Annotated in this window: 24 protein-coding genes, 1 tRNA gene and 1 other RNA gene; 13 read left to right on the top strand and 13 right to left on the bottom strand. The window is 53.6% G+C overall.

Features of this window, described 5'->3' with window-relative positions; all coding sequences use genetic code 11:
- From VKV29_RS14065 to VKV29_RS14045, 5 genes are all read left to right on the top strand, one after another.
- Window positions 1-911: hypothetical protein (locus VKV29_RS14065; RefSeq protein WP_324201946.1), on the top strand; the 911-nt coding region annotated here is incomplete at its 5' end.
- 84 nt (window positions 912-995) lie between these two features.
- Window positions 996-1,493 carry a hypothetical protein gene (locus tag VKV29_RS14060; protein ID WP_324201945.1) on the top strand — a complete coding sequence of 166 codons (498 nt, stop codon included), beginning with the start codon at window positions 996-998 and terminating at the stop codon, window positions 1,491-1,493.
- A 327-nt stretch (window positions 1,494-1,820) separates the two neighbouring features.
- Window positions 1,821-2,189: a hypothetical protein gene (locus VKV29_RS14055; RefSeq protein WP_324201944.1), complete on the top strand. Its 369-nt coding sequence runs from the start codon at window positions 1,821-1,823 to the stop codon at window positions 2,187-2,189.
- Window positions 2,190-2,268: 79 nt separating this feature from the next.
- Window positions 2,269-2,637 (top strand): hypothetical protein, encoded by a 369-nt coding sequence (locus VKV29_RS14050; RefSeq protein ID WP_324201943.1) that lies wholly within the window; start codon window positions 2,269-2,271, stop codon window positions 2,635-2,637.
- Between the two features lie 161 nt (window positions 2,638-2,798).
- Window positions 2,799-3,164 carry a hypothetical protein gene (locus VKV29_RS14045; RefSeq protein ID WP_324201942.1) on the top strand — a complete coding sequence of 122 codons (366 nt, stop codon included), beginning with the start codon at window positions 2,799-2,801 and terminating at the stop codon, window positions 3,162-3,164.
- Between the two features lie 39 nt (window positions 3,165-3,203).
- On the opposite strand, the gene VKV29_RS14040 is transcribed toward VKV29_RS14045, so the two are convergent.
- From VKV29_RS14040 to VKV29_RS14020, 4 genes are read right to left on the bottom strand one after another with little or no spacing between them, the layout of a single operon-like run.
- On the bottom strand, window positions 3,204-4,481 hold the full coding sequence (locus VKV29_RS14040) for an ABC transporter ATP-binding protein (RefSeq protein WP_324201941.1): 1,278 nt from the start codon (window positions 4,479-4,481) through the stop codon (window positions 3,204-3,206).
- Between the two features lie 4 nt (window positions 4,482-4,485).
- A complete protein-coding gene (locus tag VKV29_RS14035; RefSeq protein WP_343217381.1) occupies window positions 4,486-5,967 on the bottom strand; it encodes a ubiquitin-like small modifier protein 1 in 1,482 nt (493 codons plus the stop codon).
- 25 nt (window positions 5,968-5,992) lie between these two features.
- Window positions 5,993-6,457 carry a M67 family metallopeptidase gene (locus VKV29_RS14025; RefSeq protein ID WP_324201940.1) on the bottom strand — a complete coding sequence of 155 codons (465 nt, stop codon included), beginning with the start codon at window positions 6,455-6,457 and terminating at the stop codon, window positions 5,993-5,995.
- Window positions 6,458-7,600: a cysteine synthase family protein gene (locus VKV29_RS14020; RefSeq protein ID WP_343217380.1), complete on the bottom strand. Its 1,143-nt coding sequence runs from the start codon at window positions 7,598-7,600 to the stop codon at window positions 6,458-6,460. It lies immediately after the preceding gene.
- Here VKV29_RS14020 and VKV29_RS14015 point away from each other — a divergent pair.
- Window positions 7,599-8,930 carry an MFS transporter gene (locus VKV29_RS14015; RefSeq protein ID WP_324201938.1) on the top strand — a complete coding sequence of 444 codons (1,332 nt, stop codon included), beginning with the start codon at window positions 7,599-7,601 and terminating at the stop codon, window positions 8,928-8,930. The two genes, VKV29_RS14020 and VKV29_RS14015, sit on opposite strands and share 2 nt — an antisense overlap.
- On the opposite strand, the gene VKV29_RS14010 is transcribed toward VKV29_RS14015, so the two are convergent.
- The 3 genes from VKV29_RS14010 to VKV29_RS14000 are packed head-to-tail and all read right to left on the bottom strand — an operon-like array spanning window position 8,839 to window position 12,994.
- Window positions 8,839-10,506, bottom strand: a complete 1,668-nt coding sequence (locus tag VKV29_RS14010) for a hypothetical protein (protein WP_324201937.1) — start codon at window positions 10,504-10,506, stop codon at window positions 8,839-8,841. The two genes, VKV29_RS14015 and VKV29_RS14010, sit on opposite strands and share 92 nt — an antisense overlap.
- A 21-nt stretch (window positions 10,507-10,527) precedes the next feature.
- The gene (locus VKV29_RS14005; RefSeq protein ID WP_324201936.1) at window positions 10,528-12,270 is read right to left on the bottom strand and encodes an ATP-binding protein; all 1,743 of its coding nucleotides are present in this window, start codon (window positions 12,268-12,270) and stop codon (window positions 10,528-10,530) included.
- Between the two features lie 22 nt (window positions 12,271-12,292).
- The gene (locus tag VKV29_RS14000; RefSeq protein ID WP_324201935.1) at window positions 12,293-12,994 is read right to left on the bottom strand and encodes a hypothetical protein; all 702 of its coding nucleotides are present in this window, start codon (window positions 12,992-12,994) and stop codon (window positions 12,293-12,295) included.
- Window positions 12,995-13,164: 170 nt separating this feature from the next.
- Between VKV29_RS14000 and VKV29_RS13995 the strand changes: the two genes are divergently transcribed.
- Complete coding sequence (locus VKV29_RS13995; RefSeq protein WP_324201934.1) at window positions 13,165-13,884, top strand: SDR family oxidoreductase; 720 nt, start codon at window positions 13,165-13,167, stop codon at window positions 13,882-13,884.
- 124 nt (window positions 13,885-14,008) lie between these two features.
- Window positions 14,009-15,376 (top strand): MFS transporter, encoded by a 1,368-nt coding sequence (locus VKV29_RS13990; protein WP_324201933.1) that lies wholly within the window; start codon window positions 14,009-14,011, stop codon window positions 15,374-15,376.
- Here the strand turns inward: VKV29_RS13990 and VKV29_RS13985 are convergent.
- Together VKV29_RS13985 and VKV29_RS13980 are read right to left on the bottom strand one after the other, a co-directional pair.
- Entirely contained in the window at window positions 15,373-17,304 is a 1,932-nt protein-coding gene (locus VKV29_RS13985) for a hypothetical protein (protein WP_324201932.1), read from the bottom strand. The two genes, VKV29_RS13990 and VKV29_RS13985, sit on opposite strands and share 4 nt — an antisense overlap.
- Window positions 17,305-17,326: 22 nt before the next feature.
- Window positions 17,327-19,345, bottom strand: a complete 2,019-nt coding sequence (locus VKV29_RS13980) for a DUF6785 family protein (RefSeq protein ID WP_324201931.1) — start codon at window positions 19,343-19,345, stop codon at window positions 17,327-17,329.
- Window positions 19,346-19,470: 125 nt separating this feature from the next.
- Here VKV29_RS13980 and VKV29_RS13975 point away from each other — a divergent pair.
- From VKV29_RS13975 to rnpB, 3 genes are all read left to right on the top strand, one after another.
- Window positions 19,471-19,544: transfer RNA gene (locus VKV29_RS13975), tRNA-Met, on the top strand.
- A gap of 84 nt (window positions 19,545-19,628) precedes the next feature.
- Window positions 19,629-20,486 carry an AAC(3) family N-acetyltransferase gene (locus tag VKV29_RS13970; protein ID WP_324201930.1) on the top strand — a complete coding sequence of 286 codons (858 nt, stop codon included), beginning with the start codon at window positions 19,629-19,631 and terminating at the stop codon, window positions 20,484-20,486.
- A 64-nt stretch (window positions 20,487-20,550) separates the two neighbouring features.
- Window positions 20,551-20,906: RNase P RNA component class A (gene rnpB / locus VKV29_RS13965), an RNA gene on the top strand.
- 161 nt (window positions 20,907-21,067) lie between these two features.
- On the opposite strand, the gene VKV29_RS13960 is transcribed toward rnpB, so the two are convergent.
- The 4 genes from VKV29_RS13960 to VKV29_RS13945 are packed head-to-tail and all read right to left on the bottom strand — an operon-like array spanning window position 21,068 to window position 23,919.
- Window positions 21,068-22,009, bottom strand: coding sequence for an N-acetylglucosamine kinase (locus tag VKV29_RS13960; RefSeq protein ID WP_324201929.1), 942 nt, complete (start codon window positions 22,007-22,009; stop codon window positions 21,068-21,070).
- Window positions 22,010-22,023: 14 nt separating this feature from the next.
- The gene (locus tag VKV29_RS13955; protein WP_324201928.1) at window positions 22,024-22,836 is read right to left on the bottom strand and encodes an ABC transporter ATP-binding protein; all 813 of its coding nucleotides are present in this window, start codon (window positions 22,834-22,836) and stop codon (window positions 22,024-22,026) included.
- Entirely contained in the window at window positions 22,833-23,699 is an 867-nt protein-coding gene (locus VKV29_RS13950) for an ABC transporter permease (protein WP_324201927.1), read from the bottom strand. Before VKV29_RS13950 ends, VKV29_RS13955 begins: the two co-directional genes overlap by 4 nt.
- A complete protein-coding gene (locus tag VKV29_RS13945; RefSeq protein ID WP_324201926.1) occupies window positions 23,692-23,919 on the bottom strand; it encodes a helix-turn-helix domain-containing protein in 228 nt (75 codons plus the stop codon). Before VKV29_RS13945 ends, VKV29_RS13950 begins: the two co-directional genes overlap by 8 nt.
- 114 nt (window positions 23,920-24,033) lie before the next feature.
- Here VKV29_RS13945 and VKV29_RS13940 point away from each other — a divergent pair, with 114 nt between their 5' ends.
- Both VKV29_RS13940 and recO read left to right on the top strand, forming a co-directional pair.
- Window positions 24,034-25,371 carry a hypothetical protein gene (locus tag VKV29_RS13940; RefSeq protein WP_324201925.1) on the top strand — a complete coding sequence of 446 codons (1,338 nt, stop codon included), beginning with the start codon at window positions 24,034-24,036 and terminating at the stop codon, window positions 25,369-25,371.
- A 7-nt stretch (window positions 25,372-25,378) separates the two neighbouring features.
- A complete protein-coding gene (gene recO, locus VKV29_RS13935; RefSeq protein WP_324201924.1) occupies window positions 25,379-26,143 on the top strand; it encodes a DNA repair protein RecO in 765 nt (254 codons plus the stop codon).
- Window positions 26,144-26,160: the final 17 nt, after the last annotated feature.

Below are 26,160 nucleotides of genomic sequence, written 5' to 3'. Positions count from 1 at the left end.
CTTTTCAAGGCCACCACTTTCTCTTTCTGCCTACCGGAGACGGCGTTCAAGTCTACCGACTTGAAGGGCATACCCTCCATCTTGCTGCACTTGTAGGAGGTCGTGACCCCGATGCAACCGGGCAAAGCCACTGGCAACAACTTGCCCCCAGTCTGCCACAACAGTGGACATGGCACGATCAACATGGAACCGGTTACCCTCAAGCTAACGAGATTCTCTGGTTTGCCCCTCCAGGAAAAGGCAACGTTATCGTGTTCGGTATGGATGTAGACGATGAAGGTAACATATGGTTTGCAAATCTCAATACCCATAGCATCTGGGAACTACCTAAAGGAAAGCTAGACTCCCATGGCAATCCCACCTATAACTGGGCTAGCGCGCATGAGGTGATTCCGCGCGACACCTCCTCATTTGGCTTCGACCCCACTATGGCTCAGCGTGCAGATGACGGTAGCGTCTACGCCCTTGGTTGGAGCCGTGTCTGGCCCTCGCCCCCAAACAACCCATTTTGGATGGGGGGCACAACGCTGGTGCATTTCGATAAATTCGGCAAGCGACTTTGGGCTGTGCCGTTGCCCGAGGTCTGCCCCGGCATCTGTTTCCTGCCTGGAGGCGGGTGCCTGGCCGGTGGAGGCCGCAACGCCACCATTTATCACTATACATCCAACGGCCTGCTTGTGGGCAAAATGGCCCCCAGTGTCGCTATGGGCAAACAGAGCGGTTGGTTCGATAATCACGCCTGTGTTGCCGCTACCCACAATCCCCTAGACAAAGGTTGGGATGTATTTGCCGAAGATGACTACGTAGACCGTATCGCCTGGTATCGCATTGAGGGAAGAATAGCCCTTCTGAGAGGAAATTCGGACATCGTGACCGATAACCTAAACAAACTAGATCATGAAACCCCTTAGCATCGCATTCCGTCTTAATAACTGCACGCGATCCTTTGGAAGGACTCGCTGGCAAGATACCATTTACAAAAGGAGGAGTTAACCATGCTAACTCACCATAAGCGCCCCCTGCTTGCCATGGCCCTCGCGGCCACAATGCTTACAAGCTTTACCCTGTTTAGCAAACCAGCCTCTGCGCTCTTTGATAAGACGCGCTTCATCACGGATGTGGGTGTCGCCTTCTTTGCCTTCCACCACTGGGTTTGGAACCCCTATAAACATGGCGCTTTTCAACCTGGTGCCCCCCACCGAACCGCGGCGTTGGTGAAGGCAGGTTTGGCCACTCTATTTGCCGTCAACCGTCTCAAAGCTGCCGATCATCTGGCACACACCAGTAAAAGCCCTCTGCTACATAAACTCGCCGGAGCCATCGATCGCATGGAAGCCGCCTTCGCAAGCGTAGGCCAAAATCTGAAGAATAAAGTGTTTGACCAAAAAGGTATTGATAATGCCAATAACTCCCTGTCAAGCGTAGACGCGCTTTCTAAGCAGGCCGGCATGACCATTCATGACGTTCCGGTCAAAATTCCGGGCGTGGGCTAGCCATTGCTTCTCTTCTCAAATATAGAGTGAAGCTCTTCCTGTGAACTTCTCAGAGCAGCCTCAAAGTTCTATCATCCCCTCTCTTTTGAGGCTGCTCTATTGTGTTTTAGCATATTCTCGATGCCTAATTCTTCAACTTCACCAAGAAATCGGCATGAGTTATATCGCATGTAAGGGTCGGTCGTAACGAATAGCCCTAGATACTACAGCGGTTGCATCCATGACCACTCTCAAGTCTTTGAAACCCGTTGTAAATAACCTCCGTCTATAACTACAGAACAACTTATGCGCCCGACCCGCAAGCGAATGTCCGAAAGTAGCTAGCAGATGGATGTCGAAACCCATATCGAGGTGCTAGGGTGGTTGCATATAGCCCTCCATATCTTTTCACTCATCGTCGGGGGTGCTATACTGCTTTTTGTGCTGTTTCTAGGCCATAACGTCAGTGAATGGACTCACATACCCCCTCTCGCCGTCTACACAGCAGGGCTATTCATCGGTCTTTTCCTTTGCGCAACCGGTGCTCCGGGCGTGCTTTTAGGCTATGGATTGCTTAAAAAAGCCTGTTGGAGTCGCATACTTGGCCTGGTCATGTCGTTCTTCTTGCTAGCGCACTTTCCAGTAGGAACCCTTCTTGGCATCTATACCTTCGCCATTCTCTCGACAGGAGAGGCCAAAACCGTACTCTGCCGCTAACAGTCACGAAAATCTTCCGGTGCGGAGGCCCGATCCTTCGAACAAATAAGCAGGAGAAACATAACGGGAGGGACGTTATATGGAAATCCATATCAAAGTACTAGCATGGCTGCATATTACCATTAGTGCGCTCTATGTCCTGCCGGGAATCGCACTCTTTCTCTTTCTCCTCTTCGTCGGCGCAGGTACCGGAGCACTGGTGCACGACGCTTTACCAGCCTACGTTCTGGGTGGCATGGGAGTGTTCTTAGGCGCCTTCTTGCTTATTTTTGGGTTGCCCGGACTCATTCTTGGCTACGGACTGTTGACCGAGAGAAGTTGGAGCCGCCCGCTCGGGATCGTCTTTTCTCTGTTCGATCTGCTTAACTTTCCTCTGGGCACGATCTTAGGCGTCTACGGGCTTGTCGTTTTATTTAATGAAGAAGCTAGTCTCATTCTTTCTAAATAAAACGATGATTCGAGGGCTTATTGATGCATTGTACTAAGAGAAATGCTCGTCTAGAAAAAAGCAGGAGTTTTTCATTAGTCTGTCGTATTTACTACCGGAGAGGCATACGGCATCTCTATATCTTAAATACCTCTATTCTCAAAAGGAGGCAACTTACGCTTATGGAGCAACATATCAAAATTCTTGGTTGGCTGTATGTGCTACTTAACGCAGCATTCGCCATCTTTGGCGCCATCACCATTCTCGGAGGCCTTGCTGCAGGCGTAGGGAGTAGCGTGCAAAATCATTCTGCGGGGGCGCTTTTAGCCAGCGGTGTCGGAGCAGCAATCGGGGCATTTCTCCTCATCATTGGCCTGCCAGGCCTTATCCTTGGCTATGGCCTTCTCACCCGAAGAAGTTGGAGCCGAATATTAGGGATCATACTCTCGATATTAGAGCTATTCAACTTTCCGCTTGGCACTCTCTTAGGTATCTACGGCCTCTACGTTCTGCTGAATCAGGAAACCGTCGCGCTATTGAATAATTAACAGCGTAAACAATTGGTTACACACTTTCGCTTGCTCCCCCTAACTAGCAGGAAAGGGGGAGTTTTGTGTGGATTCCTCATGAGCCAGCCATTCTTCCAACGTGGCATAACACTCCGCCCCCTGGTGGCATAGTTGCGCTAAAAGTTGCGCCGCCTCCCCCCCCGTAAAATCACGGGCTGCAAAATGCTTATCGCCCAACAACACGATCCGCTTACCCATAGTCTGCATCTCCCGAACCAAATCCAACACCGGTATATTGCCGTGTCCGAAGGGAACTGGAGCCACAAACACCAAGTCAGCCCGCTGCATCATCACCCTGGCTGCAGCGCAGGCCTCATGGCCAAGAGGGGCGAAAGGCGCCTCTAATATCACCTCTATCCCCAACGCTTCGGCAGCCACCTGGTCGCTATCATGCAGATTGAGCGGCCCGGCACTCACCACGTAACCATGATGAACGAGTGTACCCATAATTGCTATACCCGAACCTCCGCCGCATACCAAATGCACATGTGGCCTCCCACGTGCCTCCCCGGAACGCACCGGTCGTACGCTTAACAGCGTTGGCTTTCCCGTTGCTGGGTTCAGCCCCACCTGTATATCGGCATCATAGACGCGCCGCAGGTGGGTCGCCGTTAGCACGGTCTCGGGTGCTCCATAAGCCTCCACTCGCCCGGCACGCAGTAGTACAAGCTGATCGCAAAACTCCGCAGCCTGGTTGATATCGTGCAAAGCGGCGATAACACCCACTTTTCCCTGACCACGCTCAACCATCCTTCGAATGTGTTGCAGCAACTCTATCTGATGCGTTATGTCGAGATGCGCCGTAGGCTCGTCTAATAGCAGCAGAGGAGCCTCCTGCGCTAAAGCCCGTGCGATCAACACCCGCCGATGCTCACCTCCGGAGAGTTGGGTGATCGGTCGTTCGGCCAAGGAAAGAATATCCAGTTCTGCCATACAGCGCCGGGCAATTGCATAATCCTCTTCGGTAAATCCCCTCCCACCCCGATGGGGATAGCGCCCCATAAGTACCACATCGAGAGCAGTGAAATCGAACAAGGCAGGCTCAGACTGAGGTACGAAGGCGATTTTCTGAGCGCGGACGTGAGGAGGAATCTGCGATAAAACCTCTCCATCTAGGGTCACACAACCCGATTGTGGCGCCAAGACTCCAGAAAGCACACGCAATAAGGTGGACTTTCCGCAACCGTTAGGCCCCAAAAGCCCTACAAACTCCCCCGTCTGAAAAACAAGACGGACGGCATGAAGAACCGTCCGTCCACCGTATCCTGCAATAATCGCATCGGCCTCAAGGCGCATTGGCTCAGTATTTCGGTACGCTTGGGTCTATCTCTTCACTCCAAGCTAAAATACCACCCTTAAGGTTCTTAAGGTTCTTGAAACCCTTCGCCTTTAGCTTAAGAAGGGCCTCTGCACTGCGCTTGCCGCTGCGACAATGGAGTATGATCTCCTGATTCGGGTCAAGCTCATTAGCACGCTCCTCGATCTGCCCTAGCGGAATAAGTCGCGTGCCGGGAATGCGGGCGATAGCGTACTCATGCGGCTCACGCACATCAATAATGGTAAGCTTCTCACCCGAATCCATGCGGCGCTTTAGTTCGCGAACCGTGATCTCCTCGATCGCATCGAGTTGCGGAGGAGGTGCCTCTTCCCCGCGGATGCCGCAGAACTCCTCATAGTCAATCAGCTCATGAATGGTGGGATTCTCGCCGCAAAGCGGACAGGCCGGGTCACGCCGCAGACGCAGCTCACGAAACTGCACCTTTAGTGCATTGAAGGTCAGCAATCGTCCAATAAGCGGATTACCGATGCCCAATATCAACTTGATAGCCTCAATAGCCTGAATGCACCCAACAATACCGGGCAATACGCCCAGCACCCCTCCCTCGGCACAAGAGGGCACTAAACCTGGAGGGGGTGGTTCGGGAAATAGACACCGGTAGCATGGACCATGTCCTGCCCAAAATACAGATGCTTGTCCCTCAAACCGAAAGATCGAGCCGTAAACATTGGGCTTCCCTAGCAACGCACACACGTCATTGGTGAGGTAGCGCGTAGGGAAGTTGTCGGTTCCGTCTATAATGATGTCAAAGTCGCGAGCGATCTCTAAGGCGTTCTGCGAAGTAAACCGCTCCTCAAACCCGATAACCTCTACGTGAGGATTGATATCGAGAATGGTCTCCTTCGCCGATTCGAGCTTAGAGCGCCCCACATCGTTAGTGCCGTGTATCACCTGCCGCTGCAGATTGGTTAGGTCTACAGCGTCAAAATCCACCAAGCCAATGGTGCCTATCCCCGCTGCCGCCAGATAAAGAGCAAGTGGCGACCCTAGGCCGCCCGCACCGATCAACAGCACTTTCGCCGCTTTCAACCTCTTCTGCCCCTCAAGCCCCACTTCCGGCAAAATAAGATGACGGCTGTAGCGCAGTATCTCCTCGTTACTAAAGCTAACAGCCTCTACGCGCTCCTCTGGCAAAAGGGCGTTCGGGTTGATCCGAGCCATCTCCACTCCCACACCGCCCGCAATGGAGGGCACAATGCTAAGCTCATCGGTATCGGTTACCGGCGTCTCAAGGCCCTGTAAAGCACGTGTGTCGTCGGCCCCCTTGTAGATATTGACAAAGTGACGCAACTCGCCCTTATCGTTATAAAGGTGCTTTTTTAAATCGGGATAGCGCTCGAGTAACTGATCTAACGCCTCCTTGACGGTAGTTCCTCCGACGTTGATTTCGTCGTTTCCGCCAACAAACTGCTGTAGTGATGTGGGCACAAGTATCTTAGGCATCGTCTCTTCCCTCTGAATTATGATTCTATACGATTTCTATAGGCTCTTCTAAAAAAGCATCGCCGGCCTCATCGAGTTGCCAGGCGGTCAACTCCTGCGGCACACCCTGCCGCACCGAGAGAATACAGTAGATATACCACGGTGACGCCCAGTCCCTATCGAAGACGCTTGGTCTCGCCGGATGATCGGGGTGCGAGTGATAGAACCCCAGAACCTTCACCCCGGTCTCTCGCTCCTCCCGCAGCAGCCGAAACATCGCGTCCGGTGAAACAAGGTAACGGCGTTCTTGCCCAGGGACATCCTCGATCGCTCCTCCGCGCACATCAGCCTCCCAAGAGGGATCGAATGTATTGGGTAACGGCCTCGCTTCTTGCACGATGCGAATCTCACCATCCAGCCCTCCTAGCAAGGCTCCTACACACTCACGAGGATAATCCTTCGCACCATGGGCACGGATGGCTTCCTCAACCCCCTTCGGAATGCGAATCACTTACTCCCCCTCATGCCAGAAGCGATCGGAAAGATAGCGCGTTCCGGTATCACAAAAGATCGTCACAATGACCCCTTCGTTCAACTCCTCAGCCAACTTTAAGCAACAGACCATCGCCGCTGCCGCCGAGATGCCCACCAGAACGCCCTCCTCGCGCGCCAGCCGTTTCACCATGGCATAGGCCTCCTCCGTAGAGACCTCGCGGTTCTCGTCCGCTAAATTGGGGTCGTAAATGCCGGGCACAATCGAGCTGGCCATATGCTTCATCCCTTCCAAACCGTGGAAGGGCGAGTCGGGCTGAAACGAGATAAGGCGAATGTTTGGATTAAACTCTTTCAAGCGACGCCCCGTTCCTACAAAAGTGCCGCTCGTGCCCAAACCGGCCACGAAATGGGTTATGCGTCCGTGTGTCTGATGCCATATCTCCGGTGCTGTAGTGAGGTAGTGCGCACGCCAGTTGGCCGGGTTGTTATATTGATCTGGGTAGAAATAGCGGTCTGGCTGCGCCGCATAAAGTTCGCGCGCCTTTAAAATAGCTCCGTCAGAAGAGAGCCGTGGATCGGTGAGAATAAGCTGTGCCCCATAGGCACGCAAAATCTGCTTGCGCTCCTCACTGGCGTTTGCAGGCAAACACAGATGCACCTCGTATCCCATGGCAGCACCGATCATTGCGTAGGCAATGCCCGTGTTCCCGGAGGTAGCGTCGAGAATGATCTTGCCAGGCCGCAAGGCGCCGCTTCGCTCCCCTTCCAGTATCATGTTAAGTGCCGGGCGGTCTTTCACAGAGCCTCCAGGATTGGCCCACTCGGCTTTCGCATAGATGGTAACACGTGGATTCTTCGGAACCACCCGACGTAGCCGCAACAGCGGTGTGTTCCCGATCAGTTCCAACAGACCCACCGGGTGCGGCCGTAAAGCGGGATCGGGCGAAGTAGCAGGGGTGTAAGCGCTCTCAGAGCCGGCTCCCTCAGATAACCGGAGTAGTGTGCTCATGACTGAATTTACGCTTTCCTCATAGCCTCCGTTCCCTAAAAAGGGCGGAATCCTTACTTTTTCGATAGAATTAGTATACCCTACTCGCCTTTGCAATGGGAACTTATCCAAAACCTTTCCGAGGCGGGTAACATATTGGCGGAACTCCATGGAAGAAACAAAAGACTCTTCTAACCATCCTGCCTTTGCCCATGCGGGAGAGGCCGTGTTAACCGAAGAGCGGATCGGCCCCCTCTATCCTTTTCGCTTTCGGAACTTTCGTCTTTTCTTCATAGGACAGCTTATATCGGTAGCCGGTACCTGGATGCAACAGGTCGCTGAAAGCTGGCTTGTTTACCACCTCACTCAATCGGCCACCTGGTTGGGCATCGTATCCGGCACCGGAGCGCTATGCTATGTGGCTTTCGCCTTCGCCGGAGGACAGGTTGCCGACCGCTATCCCCGTCGCAATGTGCTGCTCATCACACAAACGGCAGCCATGCTCCTTGCCTTCACCTTAGCTTTTCTGGCATGGCCACATTCGCCCATTCCTATCCAGCCTTGGCACATCGCTCTTATGGCGGGCCTACTCGGCATCGTTCGCGCCTATACTATGCCGTCTCAGCAGGCTTTCGTCACCGACATGGTAGATGATAGACGCGCACTGCCCGGAGCCATCGCCCTCAACTCACTCCGTTTTAACATGGCCCGCTTCATTGGCCCGGCACTCGCCGGCTTCGTCCTCGTGCAACAGGGCGCCGCGGCCTGCTTCTTCTGGAACGGAATAAGCTTCCTAGCGGTTATCTTCTCGCTGCTGCTCATGCGCATGGAAAACCAAACCATAAAACCGCATCGCCAACCCATCAAAGAGGGCCTAACCTATGTTCGCCGTACCCGTCCGGTGCTGCAGGTGATCGTCCTTATCGCCGCAGCCAGCCTTCTCCTATGGCCTGTTACCACGCTTCTACCGGTCTTTGCTCAGCTTTTTCACGTAGGCAAACAAGGCTACAGCACTATGGTCTCAACCAACGGCCTAGGCGCCGCCTTGGCCGGCCTCTCTTTGGCCTGGTTTGGTCTGCGCATCCCACGCCGTTATGCCATCTTTATCGGTGCCATCGGCCTAGGGCTTTCAAGCCTGCTATTCATCAGCGTCCATTCTTATCGGTTGGCGCTCGTCTGCCTTCTCCTCATAGGCTTCTGTATGATTCTTTGCGGGATATCCGCAAACACCTTTGTACAAGAGCAGGTTCCAGATGCCCTACGAGGAAGGGTTATGGCCCTTTATACCCTTGTCTTTAATGCCCTTCAACCGGTGGGTGGACTGCTTATCGGCCTCTCCGCCGACCATTTCGGAGCCACGCGAGCGGTGACCATTAATGCCATTCTAGGAATCGGGATTATTTCTCTGGTCATTTTTTGGCTAAGTCCCCAACGCCAGCGGGTTGTGGTGAAACAAGGGGCCGACCGCCCACCGCTCGCCGAGCCGCCGGAAGAAGATTAAACAAGATCCCAAACTGCTGTGAGCGCGTGCGATAGTACACCCCTACCTGCATACAATCGAAGTTGCGAATAACGGCCAACTCGTTGTCGTAAGCGCGGTTGTGGTCTAAATCAATATGGCTCATCAATCCAAACGCCCACGTTCCCCCCACCTGATACTGCATGCGCAGCTCGTTGCGCACATCCCTACGATCAAACAGAAAGGGAGTCGTTCCCACATCCGCCAAATGACGAATGGACACGTTAAGGCGCGAAGTTCGGGTGGGAAGATAGTCCAACCCCGCCTCAGGTGAGAGTATCGCATAAGCCGTCCCTGTGGAGTAGTAGCTTAACCAGTTCGTAAAGGCGAAACGAAGGGATATCCGTCGCCCGATAACGATTGCCGGGCTGATCAGATCGGAGCGCAAGCCAAAACGCGCCGCGGTGATATGTGAAGGCAACTCGTTAATTTCGGCTCCATAGGCCGCAACATCTACCTGCAAAGGCGCCGCTAACGAGGGAGCCTGCTCTGCCGGCAACTCACGACTACCAAACATATTCACAAATCGTACCCCCACCTCCGGGAAACGGGAAACCGAGATGTTGGTAAAATTCCGGTTGTACACGAACTGCCTGTTCTGCAACATCGCATAAAAAAAACTGGACCGAGGCTGAAAGGTAATTTCATGGGGATCACGGCTATAGATCGGTGGAGCAAGCCGTTCTAAAGTACCCTGCAGTGGATCGGCAACATCGCCTAGCACCGCGCGAGCAGAAAAGCTGCGAGCCACAGGCTGCAGAGCTAGCACATAATCCACCGTGCCAACCGGTAACGTCTTAATCCCTACGCGAGCGTTCACATCTAGACTGCTTCGGATGCCACCTAACAGACTTTGGCTAATGGACACGTAGGGGCCGTCGGTTCGATCGTAGCCTGGAAGCAGTGTCGGCGAGCCGCCTCCCGTCCCAAGACTGTATCGGTAAGAAGGAAGCGCAGGCAAAACAGCACGTCCTACCTGAAATGTGATGCCATCGGCCTGCACATATTGTCCCGGCACCAGCCGAATACGTCGTGCCCGTATCACGTAATCAGGATGAGCCAACGTGCAGGTGGTGAACCGGGCATTATAAAGCGTATCGCGTCCATCAGATGAAAGCTCGATGCGACTGCCGCTAGCCCGAAAGAGATCGGTTTCGAGACGAGCCTGATCAAGGGTGCCTTCGCGATTGCGAAAATTGTAGGTTAGCTTCTCGCCGGTAAATATACCCTCCGCACGCTGCAAGGAGATCGGTCCCCTAGCCTCGGCCACCGCACTCATGCCGTCATAAAAAAAAGAGCCGGCTTTCAGTGTCGTTTGTGTTCCATCCGGGGCAGTGTAGACGACTGTAGCGCCCTCCGGTGCCTCCAAACTGCCATTGGCGAGGTTCTGACGCAACAACTTCGCTCCCGTTACCACAAGGGTACCGTTTGTTGTAGCCGAAGATGGCTTGTTCTGGGAAGAAGAGTCACCGGATTCTATTGCAGCAGCATGAACGGTAAGGAGATTCGGCAAAAGCGCTACAGATAGCAGCCACCACGCGCGCCGAAAACGCTTCAAACAGATACCTCCCGAATGCTTTTAGAAATCTCGATCGCGCTCACGCTCAAAATCGGCGCTGCCGTTTTGCTGAGGAGAACCTACAACAGACGACATCATGGCCTGCCTAAAAGCGTCGTCATCATACGTACGAGTACGTACAACTACCGGCATAGGCACCGCGTGACCGAAGATGAGCGCTTGCTGGCGCGTCTCTAAACTCGCCAGTACCGTTCGCAAATCGGACGCGCCCATTATACCCGTGAGAACCGCATCTATATCGCTCTCATCATCTAGCAGACAGCAGATGCGCGTGCCGACCTGAGAAAGCGTTTCCCGATCGATCTGGCTCGGTCGCTGATCTACGATCAGGAGCGTCATATGGTACTTACGCATCTCCCGCGCGATCGTGCCAAAAATGGTTTGATGCGCCAAAGAAGGCGAAAGAAACTTATGCGCCTCCTCTATCACCACAATGAGATGCTTCGGCTCGCTCCCTTGGCCGCCTAACGCTTTCTCGGTCTCTCGTACATAGAGATCATGCAAACGTCGTGTAAGAATGTTGGCGACGAGCATGTACTGCCGTGGTTTGTCGTGGCGGCCAAACTCTAACACCACATCATGCCCCCGCTGCAGTTCGCTAACAATACGCTGTATAGGGTCTTCTCCAGGAGGTAACTCGGGAACAAGGAAATCACCACAGTCCCTAATTAAGCTCGTAAGTTTGCGCTGTAGCGCACTTAAGGCGCCGGAGTGGATATTGTACTCCGCACAAAGCTCCTTAATGGCAAATGAATCCAGGTTCAGAAGCTCGCCCAACCAGTTCTTCCCATAAATCCTTTCCAAAAGGTAACAGGTCTCGCGAGCGGTCTCGTTAAGATTCAACTCGTCTTGCAACAGCAGAATGTCGTCAATCTCAACTTCTTTATAACCTATCTTCACCTCGAAATCCGGCCGAACGCCTCGAGTATGCGAGGACTCTCTGTCGAGGGTCGCGATGACAATTTGGGAACCAAAATACTGCTTTAGCCCTCTTACCTTCCGGCCCTGCGCGGTTTCCGATCGCCCCTCCCAACCATACTCGTTATGCATATCGAAAATAAGGTGCACCGCATTTCTTGCCTTGATCGCCCCACACAAACACAGGCGGGTAAGAAAGGTTTTACCTGTGCCGGATTTGCCGAAAATGGCATTTGAACGCTCAATCCATCTTTCCATATTGATACACACCGGCGTGTCCATGTCCAACGGCGTGCCCACATAAAAATAGGGCTTTCCCTCCCCTTCTGCCCCAAATACACGGCTCACATCTTCTTGCGTGGCCTCATACACGGCGCTGAAGTGCGAAGGTACGGTGCGAACTGGCAGTAGCTCATCATCGGCTTTTGCTATCTGTTCCGCATCCTCTTCCTCATCAATGGACAGTAGAATCATGGGGCGCAAATGCACCAGGCCGTAAGCGCTTGTTCCGGCCAACACGGCGCGGCGCAATCGCTCTTCTGGTAGAGGAGGGTTCAAAAGAATATCTTTGTGAATAGCGGCCAGCTCTACATCTCCGAGAATAGCAAAGAAGCGATTCCTCTGTCCTTCAACCACCAAAAACTTCCCGGCCCGTAGGTCTTCCACGCTCTTGTCAGCAGCAAGACGCATCACCAGACCTCTGCTCAAAGAGCCTTCGATGACGATCCCTAGGGCATCGCGCCTATTCTGAACTTCCGGCTCCTCCTGTCGCTCAACGCGCCGGGAAACAGCCGGGGTGCTTCCATTTTTCCGCGCTCTCTCCATGAGTGTCCTCCTCAGATCACCCTCAATGCACAGGTTTCACATTGCTTACCAATGTCACCACATCCTGATCGTCGTTATTCGTCGAGTATTCCCAGCCGATGAGATAGGTGTTCGGGATGAGCTTACCCGAGGCGTCCCGCGCGGGAATCACATGGGCCTTGTGCCGGTCGTCCGGCTTAAAGCGAGGGTCATAAACCTGTAAGGCATCTTCTGTGCAGATCGTCTCGTTGGGGAAACCAGCAGTCGAGACCCATAGCCCGAATCTTTGCCGCCCCGGGTCGAACTGAAGACTACTACCCGGCATCACCGGAGGAAAGTCCTGCTTATTATACGGTGCATCTATACGCCACAACAGGTGCTTCTCCGGTGGGGGCGGCAAATTATCAGAGGCCGTCGAGGCCGGCTTTACGGGGTACCAACCCGCGCTACAAATTTTATAAAGCCCATAGGCAGCAATCGGCTTGAAAATAACCGGCCCTCGGCCGGCCTTCACAAAGCGCTGCGCCTCTATCTCATCTTGAACGGTATTCACCTTATACCCCTGCCTCCAAAGGATGGTCTGTAACGGCGGCTCACCACAGGCAATGGCCGCAAGCGAGGCGGGGTCTTTCAGAGGAGGATACGAGGGCTTCTTCGTCATTTGGTTCGTCCCATCTTGGGCAACAGCCACCCCTAACCCAAATAGCACCCCAAACAGTCCTATGGCCTGCACATAAAACTTCATCCTCTATCGGTAACCTCCTCATGATTCTGGGCTATTTGTCATTTATTCTTCAATGGTTCCTTCAATTCCTGCCTAAAGGCGAATCGGAGCAAGATTGATATATCATTGTGGAGAAATATATCTTCGCCTGTCGTATTCTCTAATAACAGAGACCCGGAAAGGAGAAAAAGATGCACGACATTCAAAAGGTAGTTCTTATTACAGGAGGAAGTAGCGGCATCGGTAAGGCTACCGCAAAACGGCTTTTGACAGACCCTCAGGTAGCAGTGACGATCGCGGGTCGCAGCGTCGAACGCCTCGAAGCCGCTCTTTCTGAGCTAACACCTCCCGCCGATACTTTCCATGCCGTGCAAGCCGATGTTACCAACCCACTCGATGTCGAACGCCTCGTAGGCTCTACACTGCGCCGATTCGGACGAATAGATGTGCTTATAAACAGTGCGGGTGTCGGCGCCATTGGCCCCTTTCTCGAAGTAGATAACGCCAGCATGGAACAACTGTGGAAAGTGAATGTTTTAGGCACAATGCTCCTCACTCAAGCCGTCCTTCCCCATATGATCGAACAGAAACAGGGGTTGATCGTTAATCTTGCCGGCATTCTCGGAATAAAAACCATCCCCAATGCCGCCCTCTATTGCGCCACCAAACATGCCGTCATCGGCTTCAGCAATGCCCTTCTCCAGGAGGTTAAACGCCACAACATTCGCATCACCAACATCTGCTGTTCCGGAGTGGATACACCCTTCTGGAATGCCCTGTCGGGAAAGCCGCGAACCGAACTGCTTCTAAAACCTGAAGAGGTGGCGGAGACTATTTACCAAATTCTCATGCAGCCGCCTCACCTTATTACCAATCAAGTTCTCCTGCAACATTCTGCCCATCAGCTCTAGCCATCCTACTCCCCGGCCCTCCATGAAAAACGGCGGACTTCGGAAGAATGCCACGAAATGGGGGTGTTTATCGGTAAAATAGATAGGGAGTTCAAAATTGAGAAGGCAAAGCAAAACAGGAGAGATGCGGCGTTCGCCACTGCTTATTCTGGCGCTAACGCTGTTCATAGACATGCTCGGTTTCGGGCTTATCCTACCTCTCATCCCCGTCTATATCTCTCACTATGGCGGCGGCGCGTGGGTAGGAGGCATGCTGCTGGGGTGCTACTCCCTTATGCAGTTTCTCACAGCCCCTCTCTGGGGCCGCCTTTCGGATCGCATCGGGCGCCGACCGGTTATTCTCATTGGGCTTTGCGGCTCCGCCGGCACCTTTCTTACCTTTGGGTTAGCCCCCAACCTGTTCGTTCTCTTCCTCGCTCGCGTGGCTGCAGGAGCTCTCACCTCCGCAAGCCTCCCAACAGCTCAAGCCTATATTGCCGATGTTACCCCACCCGAAAAACGCGCTAGCGGTATGGCAGTGCTCGGCATCGCCTTCGGTCTCGGCTTCGCCTTCGGGCCAGTGGTCGGGGGCTATGCAAGTCGCATCGCTATTGGCTCTCTTTCCCCCATCGCTACCCCTGCGTTGCTGGCAGCGCTCCTCTCCTTCTGCAACTTCCTGTGGGCACTTGCTATGCTGCCAGAAAGCCTCTCACTAGCCCGACGTGAGGCTGCAACCGAGGGCACCTTAGAAAAAGGCCCCCTCGCCCTTCTCCGCTCTATCTCAGCCGCATTCCATGATGCGAATATTCGCGCCCAACTCCTGGTTTTTGCCTTCGTTACCTTCGCCTTCACCGCCGTCGAGTCCTCTTTCTCATGGCTGGTTATCCTGCGTTTCCATAGCACCCTTGAACAGATGGCCATACACACATGGCAAGCCCACCATCTCGCTCAACCGTGGGCCTCTCTACCCGATATCGTGCGCCAGCACCAATTCGAAAAGATGGAGGCCATCATAACGAGTCGTATCTTCCTGATAGTGGGTCTCTCAAGCCTCGTGGTACAAGGCTTCATCGTGCGTGGCTTAGCCCACTTTATCGGCGAGCACTACCTCGTTCGGTTTGGCGCTATGCTTATGACCCTAACGCTTATCGGCATCGGCCTAGCACCCTCTCTATTAGGCATCTACCTCCTCAGCGTCTGCATTGCGATAGCGATGGGCGTGATGACACCATCCCTCAATGCTCTTATTACCCATGCTGCAGACCCATCGGAGATAGGAACTCTCAGCGGCGTTCAACAAGGTCTGGGTAGCCTTGCTCGCATCATCGCACCACCTATCAATAACTATCTTATCGGCCTACCAAATGCAACCGGAGTCCCCTTCTTCTGCTCCGCTGTGCTTATGGCCATCGCGTTCCTGCTGAGCCTTCAACTTAAACCGATGGCCATCTCTCCTAAAGGGGAGAACGACGCAACAGAAGCCGCCACCATCGAGGCATCGTCCATTCATTAACCCTCCTTTAATCGAAAACGGAGATTCTGAGCTATCCAGTTAATCACCTCATCGCTGGAAGGCTCCGTTCGTGTCCAATGCAGTGCATTCCCATAAACCTTCGACAGCTCGTCGAAGTGCGCCGGTTCGCAAAACCGATCGGCCGTGTTGTACAGGAACACAGGATGTGATAAGGCTAATGCAAGTGATAGCACCACACCCCCTAAGCGCAGGATGCCGGGCAAGAATCGCTCGGAACTCTTCCAGAACGCCACCTGCTCCATTTCCGCATCTTGCGCATCAGCGACCAGAACCGAGGCGAATGGCGCCATTAATAGGGCCTCAAGCCCTGCTACCCCTCTGCCAATAACCACAAGGTGCTCCACGCCAAGCCGTTTCATGAAGTGTATGGAGGTTTGCAGGTCTTGCAGACGCTCTTGAATCAATGTTCGATTGTAGGTACTGAAAAAATCCCTGGAATAATCATAACGTGCAGTTTCCTCCGCAGTGCCGGGCGTTAACCGTTTCGGCATCAGCAAACGCAACCCCATCTTTAAGAGCGGTAGAAGGAACGGATCGTCTCCTTTCGCTTCCGCCGTACCACCAATAAGAATAGCCCCCCATCCGCTGTCCTGTAGATGAGGCTCTAGTAGAACGGCCTCCAGCCGCTCCTGCTTCCCCGCTCGTCCAAAAGCAACCTGCAACCGCTGCCCCTCTATCCCGTCTTCTACCTTCTTTACTTCCCACACAATATCGTCATCCTTAGGCGACGCGATGGCCAAAACATGCTTCCATAGAGGGAAATACCGCTCATGCATAGCCTTCCTATCCTTAAAAGCAAACCGCATGGCCTCTGCTAAGGTTTGCGCCGCTTGGCGTCGCAACGTCTCTTTTAGCTCCGCCTCACCCATGCCGCGTGTTCTCGCCCATTGCGGAGCGCGCATATCCTCCTCATGTTCTTTGGGAAACGACAGGTCAGTTGGAATCGCCTCGCTACCAAACTGCTCTGCCAAAAAGGTATAAACCTCTCGGCGCGTGGCCTCATTGAAATTGTGCCCATAGTCCAATAGCCGATACCGAAAACGCTCTGGATGCCCGTAGAGGGCGTAGATGCGTGCAATAGAAGGCCCCTCGACGGTAAGCGTATCTTTGGTCCAGTCACCTGTGGCTCCAACGAGAATCTGCGGATTGGGCGCGTGAACAGCCGCGATATCGAGATTAGAGAAATCTATTCGCAGTCCTGGTGCGTTCTCGCAGAGACAACCGCCTTGCATGGTATGAGAAACCATCACGCAGGGAGCCGACACCTTCAGCCGATCGTCAATGGCAGCAAGCATCATCGTCTGTGTTCCCCCTCCAGAGGCCCCTGTCATCCCCACCCGAACAGGGTCAACATGAGGCAAGGAGAGAAGAAAATCGAGAGCGCGTAGGCTATTCCATGTTTGTAAACCGAAGAGGCTGATCCCCCACAGAGCCTCTTCAGCCTCCGAGGCAAACTGATGACTTACCCCCGTGGTGTCGGTATACCCTACCATATCGTAGGCAAAAGCCGTCCACCCGGCCCGCGCCATGGCAATGCCGCAAGCGACGAAAGAGGCCTCGCTCGTATCGGTTAAACGCCCTGCCACCCAATGCCCATGGGCAATAAGGACGCCCGGCTGCGATACCTCCGGCAAGGGCAACGGCCGATAGAGATTACCATAGAGCCAAAAACCTGGCAATGTCTCTATCGCAACTGTCTCGATAGAGTAGCCATCTCGTTCAAGACGCCGAAATATCTGAGGATGCAGGGGCGTACGCGTAGGCATAGGAGAAAGCCCCGCGACCGTTAAAATACGCTCGCGCACAAAGAGACGCCACTTCTGCCACTCCTCTAAAGTTGTTGGTATGGCTAGCTCTCGTGGCGTATTTGTCGTTACCACAGGGCAGAGAAGTCGTAGGTCTAGCATAGGCGGTTTTGCTCGGTTCGTCTCAATTCGGAAAGCACCGGTACATGCTCATATGAAAAGCCACACCGGCCAGCGACCATAAACAGGCTATCACGTAGTCGCCCAGAATAAGCCCGATGAAGAAGGGCAGCGCCCTGCGGTACGATTGCATCCCTCCATAACGCAGTATCAGCACCTTTGCCAACCACCCCACGAGGAACGGACACCAAAGCAGGTCTGTGATAAACGTATTTCCGATAGCATAGCCTGCCGGATGAAAAGGCCACCACGTGAACTGAGAGCGCGCGTAAAACAGCAGAAAGGTAATAAGCGCCCCGGCCACCATCCCTTCGATTCCCGGCCAGTCGGGGTAGTGCTGAAGCGACTGTTGGTGCGCTTGCGCCAGGTTCCAGGGTATTTGTCCCATCTGAATGCGCCACGGGTTTACGTGAGCGGTTGCAGCACCGTAGGTATAGTACAGCTGTAACGAAGCCCAACAGGCCACAAAATACCCCACGAGCATGCAGAGAAACATAGCCCAAGTGAGGCGGCGCACCGAGCTTTTACCTGCATAGGCCATACGATACCCCTCAAAAAGATGCGGCACGGTCATAGAACGATAGTCTAGGTTGTACCACTCATGGAAGGCCAAGGTGCTTATAGAAGCAGGAGAGAGGGTCGCCGGCCCAACCCAATTTGCAACCACCTCCTGGGCGGGAATAAACGGCCCGAAATGCCAGGCCGTGCCGGCATCTACTCGAATGCGTGTAAGTGCCAAAAGGTACGCAATGACTACGAGAAGCATCACCAGCACAAGCGTAATAGGCATTCCACCTATCCCGATAAGATAGACCATTCCGCAAAACGACACAAGGGCGCCCCACACCGCCCAACGTAACGACGCCGCCTCTTTGTCACAGCAGCCACGCAACTGGAACGCGGCCGATCCGTAGCGCTTTAACTCTCGACGTGCCAGCCACAACACCATGATCGCCATGGCTATCCAAGCGCCAACCCCTTGTTCAGGCGAATAAGGAATGCGATTCACCACCGGGCTACTCTGTGGGCTACGCCAACCCATTGCAGTGCAGAAAACATCAAGCCCTTTCCGCACAAGATAGAAAAACCAGCAAGAGAACGACACATCCGCCGGCAGCAGATAGGCTAACCCAATAGTGTTCGGGTGAAAAGCGAGAGGAAAGTAGCCCAAAGCGTTCCACGGTGGTGACGTAAACAGGGGGCCAAGGTCTAGCGGGCCGTTGATGGTCGGCTTTACCGGAATGTAAGGCACCGAGGGAAATAGGTAGTTGAGGCTATTGATGGTCTGGAGTACCACGGGAATGAGAAACCCTATCAGCAAACCACGTTGCCGGAGGAATCCGAAGAAACCGTCAGGATAGAGAGTCATCTCCATGGGCAGCACGATGATAGGATAGCTCAACCGTTCTTGCTCGATCCATTGGCGTCGCAACAGCAAAGCCACACAAAGGAAGAAACCAAGCAAGGCTATAAAGAAGAGACCCCAGTAGAGCACAGGCGCCAACCAAGCCCGAAGATGCTCCCATGTATAAAGGGTGCTGTTGCCTAAATAGAATGCACGAATGGCCTGAGGATCATGCGGTGCCCAAAACCAAGGCGCCGGGCTTGCAAGCTTAGCCCAATGGTTCGTCGCATTGTTGTAATAGAAAGGGTTTGCCAGCGCCGGCATCATGAAACCAACCATCCCAATACCGGCCAACGATGAGCCTACGGCTGTTAGAGTGTAGATAATAGCCAACTCCGGCCCAGACAGCAGGTTTTTACCAAAATAGCGTGCCACCAGGGCGTTTCCAAAACACAGTAGAAACAGGAGAAAGATGACGCCCATAGGCAGAGAAGTTGAGGTAATTTCGGTGACCTGCGTGCGCATTTCCGAATAGACGATCCACCACACACTAAGGAAAATAAGGCCCAGCGCAACCCAGACGGCCTTTGCGCTGACTCCCTCATTCACCTGCTTTGCCCTGTTCTCCATAAAACCTGAAATAGAAACCTCCTTCATCATGGCTATTGTGTTCGCCAAAACTCTCCCTTTCTCCTGTTCCCTCTGCATACAGCGCGGTGCAGGTTCCATCGTCACCTTGAAAAACGCGGCCTGCTCATGGTAAAATATAAAGGCAACTAGAAAACGTGAGGTTGACTCACTACGGCGGAGTAGCTCAGCTGGTTAGAGCATTCGGTTCATACCCGAAGTGTCGGGGGTTCGAGTCCCTCCTCCGCTATTATCGTCATCGGGTTGGAGGTTCCAATCCGCTTTTGCTTTTGATGTCCTCGCTGTTGCGATGTGACTTCCAAAGGAGCATCCCATGGCCAGCACACAAAGCCTGGTAACCGATCTCCAAAAACTCGGTCTGCGTTCCGGTATGACTTTGCTTGTGCTTTCCATGTGGCCATCCTCTGTATCCTCTTCTCCCCAAACCCTCCTCGACGCGCTTCTTGACGTACTCGGCCCCACGGGAACACTTATGGTACCGACCTTTACCTATACTTCTGTAGACCCTCCACCACCGGCCCCAATGTTGGCCGAGGCCGCTACCCAACGTGCGCCTGCATCTGTTTTCCGCATTCGCTCTACACCCGCCGACATCCAGCTTGTAGGCCCCCTACCAGAGCTTGTCCGTAATCGCCCCAAAGTCAAACGAAGCCATCATCCGGTTTTCTCTTTTAGCGCGATCGGCCCAAACGCCGCTCTTCTAACTCACGCAGCCCCCTTTCACTTTCCTTTTGGATCTGAAAGCCCACTTGCTCACCTCCATCGTCTTAATGGCGAGCTACTGCTGCTCAATACAGACCAACGTTCTAACCTGCTGATTCATCTAGCGGAAGTTTGGGCGGAGGTTCCCTATCTCGTTTCCACCCTCCGTGTAAAAGTTGGTCGTGAACGCTGGCGAACCATGCGCGGTAAGCCCGGCTGCTCGGAAGGGTTTGTCAAAATCGAGCCGTTGCTTCGCCAAGCTCGCCTTATCCGCTACGGCGAGATCGGCTCTTTGCCCGCACAACGGATGAATGTACGCGCCGTGGTCTCGATGGCTGTAGCCCTTTTGAAAGGTGCACCAGATGCACTTCTATGCGACTCACCAACCTGTGCATTTTGTCAACTCGCCCGACGCTGTACCCAAAAACCTCATCCCTTGCCACCTCGCCCTCATATTGAACTCTTCTAGAGATGCAGCTCCCAGCAGGCTTAGGAACCTCCTATCGTAGATTACAGTAAATGGAAAAATGGATGCAGAGGGCCGGGTGGCCGCTGCAGCCGCGCTGTGTGCGGGTGCTGCAGAGGAAAGTCCGGGCTCCATAGGGCACGATGCCGGATAACATCCGGGCGGGGCGACCCGACGGAAAGTGCCACAGAAAACACACAGCCGTGGCCGTATGGCTGCGGTAACGGTGAAAAGGTGCGGTAAGAGCGCACCGGCGGTGTGGTAACACACCGGCCTGGCAAACCCCATCGGGAGCAAGATCAAAGGGAGGGGATGAGGCGGCCCGCGGACCCTCCCGGTGGATCGCTAGAGGAGTCGGGTAACCGACTTCCCAGAGAGATGGCCACACAAAGACAGAACCCGGCTTACAGGCCCTCTGCTTCTCACGAACCACCCCACATTACAGTCTCTTAAGCCCCTACTTCCCTCCAGAAGCAGATTCCTCCTTATCGAACCTTCCAATAGTGCCGCCACCGCTTCTTTAACAGGTTAAACTACTCGACGCGAAACCAGCCCTCGACAACACCCGAACGATGCGCCATTTCCTACAGTGTCTCCATCGCCAATAAAGCGGCACCATAGGCGGCGTCGGCACGCGGTGTTCCAATCAGAAAGCGTCCCCCTGAGGCCGCATCATCGCTATCCTCTTCTAAAGGCCATGATGGCTGAATAAACTCCGAACGGAAAAACGACCCGATATTCCACAAGCCCCCTAACATATAAACAGGCACATCCCTTGGCAACCAAAGCTTATGCCGAACCTGTCGCACCGAATGACGCAAACAGCGAGCCATCTTTGCCACCAAATCCCTTGCCGCCCTATCTCCCTCTTCTGCCAACGCTCCCACCACCGGCGCCAGTTCGGCTACTTTCGTCGGCACAAAATCACCGTATAACCACCGAACGATCTCGCTCTGTGATTGCGCCCCGGTAAACTCCAAAACGGCCGCCGCTAACCGATCGATATTCCCTTCCTTCATTCGGTCTAACGTATAACGCAATGCATGAAGTCCTAAATTAAATCCGCTTCCCCGATCCCCAAGCAGATATCCAAGCCCATCTTCACGGTAGCTCTCGCCTTCTGCATTCCGTCCATAAGCCACAGCCCCGGTACCGGCAATCACCACGATGCCCGGTTCGCCCAGAGTGGCCCCCCAATAGGCTGCCACATAGTCTGGCTCTATGCGATACCGATCGGCCCTCACAAGCCCTTTCAACAGCTCAAAAAACCGCAGTCTCTTCTCCTCATCAGAATATCCCGCCATTGCGGCACAAACACCGGCAAAATGGGCATTGGCGATCTCTAAACCGGCTACTGCACAGGCCTGGCCTACTCCCTCCAACACCGAACGGCGCAACACCGGCTCGGCAGTAACCGCAATGTTGCCCGGCCCCCCCGTCCCTTCACCGACAACGGCCTTTGCATCGGTGATGATTGTCGCCGCCGTTTTCGTGCCCCCACCATCTATGCCTAAGTATAAACGCATTCGCTCACCCACTGTCATGAACCTGCCTGCGTGGCGCTGTAGAGACGATAGGCCTCCAAAACCGTCTTCACCTCACCGTCCATGTGAATCTGCCCATCCATAAGCCATATAACCCGCTGAGCTACCCGCTCCACCTTCGCAAGGTCATGCGACACAAACAGTATCGTCTTACCTTGGCGCTGCAACTCCTCTACCTTCCGATAACATTTGGTCTGAAAGGCCTCATCCCCAACCGCCAACACCTCGTCAATTAATAGAATATCCGGGTCGGTATGGATCGCGATGGCGAACCCCAATCTCAGCCGTGCGCCGTCGTTCCAGTTTCGCACCGCCGTTCGAACCTTATCGCCAAGCTCCGCAAACTCGACAATACGGTCGAACTTCTGGCGCATTTCACGGGCCGACATTCCCAAAATAGCCCCGTAAAACTCGATGTTCTCCTCGCCGGTCAGGTCTATATGAAATCCCGCCCCTAACTCCAGTAGAGGTGCGATCCGTGCTGCTCCTCCATCTACTCCATAAAGGCGGATATCGCCTGATGTCTTCCTGTAAACCCGCGCCAAAAGCCCCATCAACGTGGATTTACCCGAGCCATTGCGCCCGATGATCGCCACGGTCTGCCCATGAGGCACACAAAACGACACGTCACTCAACGCCGTGAAACGTTTCACCGTCGGCTCCGAGCCGCCGAAAAGGCTAATTAGTCGCCGCTTAACGGATGTTCTATAACGAACACGAAACTCTTTTGTTAAATGGGATACCACCACAGCATACTGTTTCCCCTCTCCGACCTCATCGAGGCCTGTAACCATTATCGTCTCTGTCATGGCCGCTCCACAAAAAGCCACTTGCGCCGGTTGAAATAGGCATACCCTGCCCACGCGATGAGAAACGAAAGCAAACACGCCCCGAACCAAAGCGTCCAATCAAACGGCAGTGGTTTTGCTCCCTTTAACGAAGCATTGAACGCGCTAGGGCTTATCGGCTGTAAAAGCATGCACCGGTAAGCCGTGATAATGGCCGCGATCGGATCGAGGAGGTACACCTTATAGAGCCATGGATGCGCCCGAATGAGATGTGATGTATAGTATATCTGATCGGCAGGGTACAGCACAGGTAAAAGAAAGAAACCGAGTTGAAATACGGTTTGAACGATGAACTTGACGTCCTCGTAAAAAACGTTCAGCGACGCCACAACAAGCGCACACCCAATCACCAGCAACAGCTCTATCACCGTGATGAAGGGAAACCATACCATGCTTCCAAGCAGCGGTGTCCCTAAACCAAAGAGGGGGGCAACGCCTAAAAAAACGATGAAATAGAGCGCCCAACTCAATAAAAAATGCACGAAGTTGCTTAGAACGCTCGCCAGTGGAATGACCTCACGCGGTAAATAGACCTTCCGAATGATCGGATAGTTGATCAAAAGGGACTGGCTGGCATCTAATATAGCTGTGGAGAAGAAAGTCCATGGTATGATGCCGGTTAACAAATAGGCGCTGTAGTTTGGAGCGCGCACCCCAACCACATTCCGAAAAAGAAAGGTGTAGACAAACACTTGTAGTAAAAGCGGAATACCAGACCATAAAAAGCCGAGCACAGAGTTTTTGTAGCGTACCTTCAACTCGCGCCGAACAAGCATATAGAGTAGATAACGATATCGCCAAAGCTCTCTGAGTTCTTCAAGCATCTTTTATGGTTTTGTCCGATTCCGTGTGCCGAGCGCTCAACACCGCAGGCTCTAACAGTCCGCGAAGCTCTTCACGAGGGATAAGTATCTTACGCCCGCCAGCCACACGAAAGGCTTTTATCCTCCCTTGTCGTATATAAGATCGAATGCTTGCGGGAGTCAATTGAAGATAGTCTGCCGCTTGGGCAACCGTATAAAGCTCTCTCTCTTCACTAGACATCCATCACGATCCTTAAAACAAGTTTCGAGATAAACGGCGCATTTGCTATTAAGTACGCCTCGATTAAGGTAAAGTATACGAATGCGGAGTAGAGTTGTCAATAGGCAAATGGCCATGCGAGTTGGAAGCGCCTTCGGCTTCATCGGGCTGATGCTATTAACCTTGCCCATAAAAGCCGTCCCACCCTCCTCGTTGCTGTCTATAGCACGCCAAATTGTGGTGATTGGCCCCACCACTCCCATCCTACCACCAGCGGTACAAAAGGAGCTTGAGCACCAAAAACAGCTTCTTGCCGACTCTATCGGTATTCGCCTACCAAATGCACCCCATAAAGACGACTCGCTTGTACATAATCTCCCACTCTTCGGTACTCCGCAGCCAGCACCCCTAGATAAGCTGCCACCCTCTTTGCAAATGCCGACGGCACAGGCGCTTTTGGAGGATGCACTGCGGATGTTGCTGAAACAACGATTCGCCATCGCAACCCCATCGCCTACTGTTCTCGAACAAGCGACCAAGACCCTGAACCTGAATCTCGCTTGGCCTCTCAAGCCAGCCCAAATCCGCACGCTCTGCATGGCGCTGCATACAAACTACGCCCTCATCATTCATGTAAGCAATCTAAAAGTCCAGGATGGAAGTTTCCGTATCGTTATCCTACATGCTACGCTGCGCATACTCTCTATCTCATCTCCATCCGAAACCTCACTTGACCCCATTCCGGTTGTTGGGTCTGCGCAGATCGCCCATGTCTTCCTCCATTCCAACTACGAACTTACTCAGATCGATGCCATCCGCCTGGCAGCACTGCAGGCCGCTCAAATGGGCATTCATGCTTTAGAAACCGGGCAGACCTCGCCGTTTGCTCCTCCTTCCGTCCAATTGGCTATCTTGCCCGTACCTGCACCCAAGGTAGCAGATGCTATCCTATTTAAATCCTCAGGTCATGTGCTTCTCATAGGTGCCCAAAACCTCCCAACCGATCGCAGCAATCTGCTCTCCATAAATCTTTTGCCTCTCTCAAACCATCAAATCTATACACCCGCTGCTACCGAAGAAGCGCTGAAAGGCCTTCACCTATCCCCCCTTGCCCTTTGGCATGATGAAACACCGGATATCCAGCGTCTCCGAACCGTCGCCAAACAGATGAAAGCGGACTATCTCCTGTGCTTTCGTATAACCGATCTGGAACTACGCAACTGGACGGATCATGATGCAACAACTAACACTTCGGAACCCCAACTCGAAGGTAACGCCGAAGCCGTAGGGTATCTTATAGATAGTAACAGTGGGCAAGTGCTTTGGCACCATCGTTCCGTAGACACCATGCGTATACCGGCTTTTATCACCGATCAACAAGCCGTCCAAACCGTTTTAAGAGATGCTATACGGTTTGCGCTCAGCGATCTCTCTGTATCGCTTTATCACTATCTCAACGCATTTACTCAATGAGGAACCTATGCCAACCTACACCGCTCAGGCCCTCGTGCTCCATCGTCGAAGTTTAGGTGAGCACGATCGCGTCCTCACCCTTTTTACTAAAGAACATGGAAAAATATCGGCCGTCGCGAAAGGCTCGCAACGCGCCACCAGTCGCCTTGTCGGTGCAACGGAGCCGTTCACGCATGTCCGGCTCCTGCTGGCTACCGGGCGCAATCTCGACATCATCACCCAATGCGAGATCGTCAACGCCTATCCGGCTTTACGTACCGATATTGAACGCCTCTCCCGCGCCGCCTATATTTGTGACCTGCTCGACGTTTTCTCCCACGACCACGATGCAACATCGAGCGAAGCCGTCTTTGACCTCACCTGCGCTGCCTTGCTGCTGTTAACACAACCCTTCGAGTGGCTCGATTCCGTTATCCATGCCTACGACATTCGCCTCTTGGAGGTCTTAGGCTACGCCCCTGCCATCGAATACTGTGCACACTGCGGAGAACCGCTTCAGGAGCCACCCTTCGGGTTCAGTCCGGCTGCCGGAGGGGCACTTTGCATGCGTTGTCGGCATACTTTTCTAGATGCCTTCCCTTTGCCCGCCGACACTCTCACCGCGCTGCAAACGCTGCAAACAGCCTCACCGGAAGCGCTGCTCCACTATTCGCCGCCAAAGACGGTCGTCCCTCACATCGAGCGTGCCCTCAGAAGCTTCATTCGCTTTCGCGCCGAGCGGCCCCTTCGCACTATCGAGTTTCTCGACTCCCTACGTGCCGCCATCAATTAAGGCATATCAGGACTGGA

It is taken from the genome of Chthonomonas sp., from assembly GCF_035294165.1.
Taxonomy (GTDB): Bacteria; Armatimonadota; Chthonomonadetes; order Chthonomonadales; family Chthonomonadaceae; genus Chthonomonas.
Note: the sequence above shows the minus strand (reverse complement) of the source record. Positions and strands in the feature narration are given on the sequence as shown.

Bases quoted from the DNA above. Each gene is read 5' to 3' on its own strand.
- VKV29_RS14040 (WP_324201941.1), bottom strand. From the start codon at position 4,481: ATGCGCCTTGAGGCCGATGCGATTATTGCAGGATACGGTGGACGGACG.
- VKV29_RS14050 (WP_324201943.1), top strand. From the start codon at position 2,269: ATGGAAATCCATATCAAAGTACTAGCATGGCTGCATATTACCATTAGT.
- VKV29_RS14035 (WP_343217381.1), bottom strand. From the start codon at position 5,967: ATGCCTAAGATACTTGTGCCCACATCACTACAGCAGTTTGTTGGCGGA.
- VKV29_RS14060 (WP_324201945.1), top strand. From the start codon at position 996: ATGCTAACTCACCATAAGCGCCCCCTGCTTGCCATGGCCCTCGCGGCC.
- VKV29_RS14005 (WP_324201936.1), bottom strand. From the start codon at position 12,270: ATGGAGAGAGCGCGGAAAAATGGAAGCACCCCGGCTGTTTCCCGGCGC.
- VKV29_RS13955 (WP_324201928.1), bottom strand. From the start codon at position 22,836: ATGACAGAGACGATAATGGTTACAGGCCTCGATGAGGTCGGAGAGGGG.
- VKV29_RS13950 (WP_324201927.1), bottom strand. From the start codon at position 23,699: ATGCTTGAAGAACTCAGAGAGCTTTGGCGATATCGTTATCTACTCTAT.
- VKV29_RS13940 (WP_324201925.1), top strand. From the start codon at position 24,034: ATGCGAGTTGGAAGCGCCTTCGGCTTCATCGGGCTGATGCTATTAACC.
- VKV29_RS14020 (WP_343217380.1), bottom strand. From the start codon at position 7,600: ATGGAGTTCCGCCAATATGTTACCCGCCTCGGAAAGGTTTTGGATAAG.
- VKV29_RS13945 (WP_324201926.1), bottom strand. From the start codon at position 23,919: ATGTCTAGTGAAGAGAGAGAGCTTTATACGGTTGCCCAAGCGGCAGAC.
- VKV29_RS13995 (WP_324201934.1), top strand. From the start codon at position 13,165: ATGCACGACATTCAAAAGGTAGTTCTTATTACAGGAGGAAGTAGCGGC.
- VKV29_RS14055 (WP_324201944.1), top strand. From the start codon at position 1,821: ATGGATGTCGAAACCCATATCGAGGTGCTAGGGTGGTTGCATATAGCC.
- VKV29_RS13960 (WP_324201929.1), bottom strand. From the start codon at position 22,009: ATGCGTTTATACTTAGGCATAGATGGTGGGGGCACGAAAACGGCGGCG.
- VKV29_RS13985 (WP_324201932.1), bottom strand. From the start codon at position 17,304: ATGCTAGACCTACGACTTCTCTGCCCTGTGGTAACGACAAATACGCCA.
- recO (WP_324201924.1), top strand. From the start codon at position 25,379: ATGCCAACCTACACCGCTCAGGCCCTCGTGCTCCATCGTCGAAGTTTA.
- VKV29_RS13990 (WP_324201933.1), top strand. From the start codon at position 14,009: ATGCGGCGTTCGCCACTGCTTATTCTGGCGCTAACGCTGTTCATAGAC.
- VKV29_RS14045 (WP_324201942.1), top strand. From the start codon at position 2,799: ATGGAGCAACATATCAAAATTCTTGGTTGGCTGTATGTGCTACTTAAC.
- VKV29_RS14015 (WP_324201938.1), top strand. From the start codon at position 7,599: ATGGAAGAAACAAAAGACTCTTCTAACCATCCTGCCTTTGCCCATGCG.
- VKV29_RS14000 (WP_324201935.1), bottom strand. From the start codon at position 12,994: ATGAAGTTTTATGTGCAGGCCATAGGACTGTTTGGGGTGCTATTTGGG.
- VKV29_RS13970 (WP_324201930.1), top strand. From the start codon at position 19,629: ATGGCCAGCACACAAAGCCTGGTAACCGATCTCCAAAAACTCGGTCTG.